The organism is Microbacterium sp. zg.Y909, from assembly GCF_024626565.1.
Window position 1 is genome coordinate 1 of record NZ_JANJFJ010000034.1, and the last position, 3,931, is coordinate 3,931.

The following is a 3,931-nucleotide window of genomic DNA, read 5'->3' on the forward strand; positions in this document are numbered from 1 at the left end:
CAGGCGGGGGCGGGACGGGTCGCGGGTCGACGCCACCAGGCTGTGGCTCAGCGAAGGGGTGCGCTCGCCCGCTCGGACGGCGGCCGAGCGCACCCCTCCCACTACTCGGCCGTTGTCGGCGCGGCGGCAGGCGTCTGGGCCTGCGCGCCACCGCTCAGGTCGTGCACAAGCTCACGCTCGTCCGTCTCCGACAGCGAGGTCTGCATGACGGTGCCGTGGAAGGGCGCCAGCGCGGCGGCGAACTTGTCGGCCGTCAGCTTCGTCGCGTAGACCACGATGGCGGACTTTCCGGCCGACACCGCCGACTGCACCCGGCCACGGAACTCCGAGTCCATGCCGGCCTTGTCGAGCCCCGCGAAGAGGGCACCCACCAGCCCTCCGAACACGAGTCCGCCGACGGGAACGAAGAAGAGGATGCCGATCAGCGTGCCGAACAGCGCGCCCCCGAGAGCCCCGAACCCGATGTTGGCGATCCCGCCCGGGTATTCGACGCTCGTCTTGCCCTCGCTGTTCACCTTGACCAGCGCGAGGCCCGCCAGCTGCACGACCATGTCGTCCTGCAACTGCTGCACCGTGTTGTACGCCGCTTCGGCGTCGGCCTCCGAGTCGAAGGCGATGACGATGAGATCAGCCATGGATTTGCCTACTTTGCATTCAGGCCGCCCGCAACGCACCGTCAGGGGCAGCGTTCGGGATGCACCACCGGAACCGCAAGGCGCACACTGTGCGGATGACGCTAGCCCCGGGGCGCGGGCGCGACAAGGGGCCCTGTCGCCGGGCCGGCGTGAGGAGGAGCATGGCCGGACGACGACGACAGGAGACGGCCATGAAGGCTCTCGTTTACCACGGTGCGGGGAAGAAGGCATGGGAGGAGGTGCCCGATCCGGTGATCACGAACGCGACGGATGCCATCGTCAAGATCGACGCGACGACGATCTGCGGCACCGACCTGCACATCCTCAAGGGCGACGTGCCGGCGGTGACCGAGGGGCGCATCCTCGGCCACGAGGGCATCGGAACGGTCACCGAGGTGGGGGCCGCCGTCGAAGGGCTTGCCGTCGGCGACCGCGTCATCATCTCCTGCATCAGCGCGTGCGGCCACTGCGCCTACTGCCGCAAGCAGGTGTACTCGCACTGCCTGGCCCCGGAGGGGCAGTCCGGCATCGGCTGGATCCTCGGGCACCTCATCGACGGAACGCAGGCCGAGTACGTGCGCATCCCGTACGCCGAGAACTCGCTCTACAAGGTTCCGGAGACCGTGACCGACGCCGAGGCGATCCTGCTGTCGGACATCCTGCCCACCGGGCACGAGATCGGCGTGCAGGCCGGCAAGGTCAAGGCCGGCGACGTCGTGGCCGTCATCGGCGCGGGGCCGGTGGGGCTCGCGACCATCGCGACGGCGGGCCTGTACGGCCCGTCGCGCGTCATCGCGATGGACCTCGACGCCAACCGCATCGAGCAGGCGAAGCAGTTCGGCGCCACCGACGGCGTGCTGTCGTCGGATGCCGACTGGCGCGACCAGGTCATGGCGATGACCGACGGGCTCGGCGTCGACGTCGCCATCGAGGCGGTCGGCATCCCCGCCACCTTCGCCGCTGCGCTGGACATCGTGCGCCCCGCCGGCGTCGTGGCCAACGTCGGTGTGCACGGCAAGCCGGTCGAGCTGCCCATCGACCGGCTGTGGATCGCGAACATCGCGATCACCACGGGGCTGGTCAACGCGAACACCACCGAGACCCTGCTCAAGCTCGTCGAGCAGCACAAACTCGAGGCGTCTCTGTTCGTGACGCACGAGTTCACCCTCGACGAGATCGAGAAGGCGTACGACGTGTTCGGCCGGGCTGCCGAGACCAAAGCACTGAAGGTGCTGATCACGGCGTGACCCGGGTCTCAGGAGCATCCTGCGCGACCACGACGAGAGGACCGTGATCCGCGAACCTACGAAGAAAGCCCCGGGGATCCGGGGCTTTCTTTGCTGTAGCAGGAGCGGGGTTCGAACCCGCGACCTCACGATTATGAGTCGTGCGCTCTCACCAACTGAGCTACCCTGCCGCGTGCATCCGGTGGATGCTGCGAGCCCCGAGTCAGGATTGAACTGACGACCCCTTCCTTACCATGGAAGTGCTCTGCCACTGAGCTATCGGGGCATGCTGCCCGCAAGCAGGCAACTAGAAGAGGATATCAGAGCCGCGGCCTGCTCTGAAACGCGAGCTCACCCGGCGGTGTGATCGCGCATCCATTCCAACGGGTCGATCCTCGTCGTCCCGTTCTGCCAGATCTCGAAGTGCAAGTGCGCGCCGAAGGAGTACCCCGTATCACCGACGGTGCCGAGCACGTCGCCGACCTTGAGGGTGTCGCCCGCCTTCACCCGCAGCGAGCCGTATTCCATGTGTGCGTAGTGGCTCGAGACGAGTTCGCCATCGATGACGTGATCGACGACGACATGGACGCCGTACAGGCCACCGGCCTCTGTCGCGACGCGCACGGTGCCGTCGGCGATCGCGTGGATCTCGGCGCCCTGACCAGGAACGAAGTCGATGCCGTGGTGCATGCTGCCGTCGCGCATCTGGAAGCCCCACGTGTACGGCACCCCGACTGGGAACGGCCACTGCACGGGCGAGTTCGGGTTGTTCAGAAACGAGTTGTCGAAGTTGCGAACACCGGAGCCTGCCGCGAGGTCGGCCATCGTGGCAGTCGAGTACGTCTCATCCCGCGCAAGGTCGACGCTCTCAGTCGAGGCCGACGACACGAACGCCTGGATCTCCTCGTGGTTTTGAGAGGACGACGCCGCGGTCGTCAGCGACGTCGAGGCGGCGCCGGCGGGCTTGCTGCCGGCTACCGACGCCATCGCGCCGGCGGGCGTCGTCAGACCGATGGCGAGCAGACCCACCACGCTCATGGCGCCGAGCGAGGCGGATGCCGCGGCGAGCCGCCGACGCGCCAGCGCCATGCGCGGCGGGCGCACCGCGTCGCCGGCGGTGTGGGCGATGGTCTCGGGTGGGGCCGGCCGCGACGCCGCAGCAGGGGCCGGGGCGGACGCCCCACCTTCGAAGCAGAACAGGCGCGCCGCACGCTCGAACTCATCCGAGGCGAGCTTCTCCGGCGCAGACGCAGCGGCCGCGCGGCGTGCTCGTCGCGAAGTGGGGACGGCGGCCGGCGGTACGGCGCAGGCGATCGGCACGGTGGATGCCACGGGCATGGCACCGGCGTCGTCGTGAGCGTCATCCCGAACCTCAGGGAGAACCGCGGCGCTGTTCGCCAGTGCGGCCGGAAGCTCCACTGCGGCCGCAGCGACCAGGACGACGGCCAGCTCTGCGGCGTGTGTCTGCGCGGCATCGGCCGCTGCGACATCGGACTGCACCTGCTCGCGCGGGGCAGCGGCCGTCGCCGGGTCCGCGTCGATACGCGGGTCGTGGTCTTCGACCTGCTGAGCCGCCAGGCGGCGCAGCTCCGCGCGGGTCAGCACGCGCTGCGGCTGCGGTGCAGGCGTGGTGACGATACGGCTGGAGCGGCGCAGAGGCGCGGCAACGGCCGACGGGGCGTCGAGGGTCAAATCAGGGGGCTCTCGGGTCGGCCGCTCGCGGGACGAGGGACGTCTTCGGGTGGGGGTGACGTCACTGTTGTCGTTCGGGCGAGAAAAGTAACGATCAGGTAAACACTACCCCGCGCGGACGCGGAATGCCACGTCGCGCTCAACTCGCTTACGGAGTCGTCGCATTGTTCCCGGCAGCGCCGGCGAAAACGATGGCTGAAAGCCTGGCGACGAGCTCAGCGCTTCCCACGATGGTCATCTCCCGCGTGGGGGCGGAACCCGGAACGCCTGCGGCGACGCCACCGGCCTCTTCGACCAGCAGCACGCCGGCGGCGTGGTCCCACGGGTGAAGGCCGCGCTCGAAGTATCCGTCGAGGCGCCCCGCGGCGACATAGGCCA

4 protein-coding genes and 2 tRNA genes are annotated in these 3,931 nt (G+C 69.0%); 1 reads left to right on the forward strand and 5 read right to left on the reverse strand.

Annotation, left to right across the window (positions count from 1 at the left end):
- Positions 1-101 precede the first annotated feature (101 nt).
- Complete coding sequence (locus tag NQ160_RS04695) at positions 102-635, reverse strand: DUF1269 domain-containing protein (RefSeq protein WP_257514088.1); 534 nt, start codon at positions 633-635, stop codon at positions 102-104.
- Between the two features lie 191 nt (positions 636-826).
- Here NQ160_RS04695 and NQ160_RS04700 point away from each other — a divergent pair, with 191 nt between their 5' ends.
- Positions 827-1,882 (forward strand): zinc-dependent alcohol dehydrogenase family protein, encoded by a 1,056-nt coding sequence (locus NQ160_RS04700; protein ID WP_257514089.1) that lies wholly within the window; start codon positions 827-829, stop codon positions 1,880-1,882.
- A 96-nt stretch (positions 1,883-1,978) separates the two neighbouring features.
- Here the strand turns inward: NQ160_RS04700 and NQ160_RS04705 are convergent.
- The 4 genes from NQ160_RS04705 to NQ160_RS04720 all read right to left on the reverse strand — a co-directional run.
- Positions 1,979-2,052: transfer RNA gene (locus NQ160_RS04705), tRNA-Met, on the reverse strand.
- 23 nt (positions 2,053-2,075) lie between these two features.
- Positions 2,076-2,147, reverse strand: a tRNA-Thr gene (locus NQ160_RS04710).
- Positions 2,148-2,212: 65 nt separating this feature from the next.
- The gene (locus tag NQ160_RS04715) at positions 2,213-3,553 is read right to left on the reverse strand and encodes a M23 family metallopeptidase (protein ID WP_257514090.1); all 1,341 of its coding nucleotides are present in this window, start codon (positions 3,551-3,553) and stop codon (positions 2,213-2,215) included.
- A gap of 148 nt (positions 3,554-3,701) precedes the next feature.
- The coding region (locus tag NQ160_RS04720; protein ID WP_306852586.1) for an inositol monophosphatase family protein at positions 3,702-3,931 on the reverse strand (230 nt) is incomplete at its 5' end.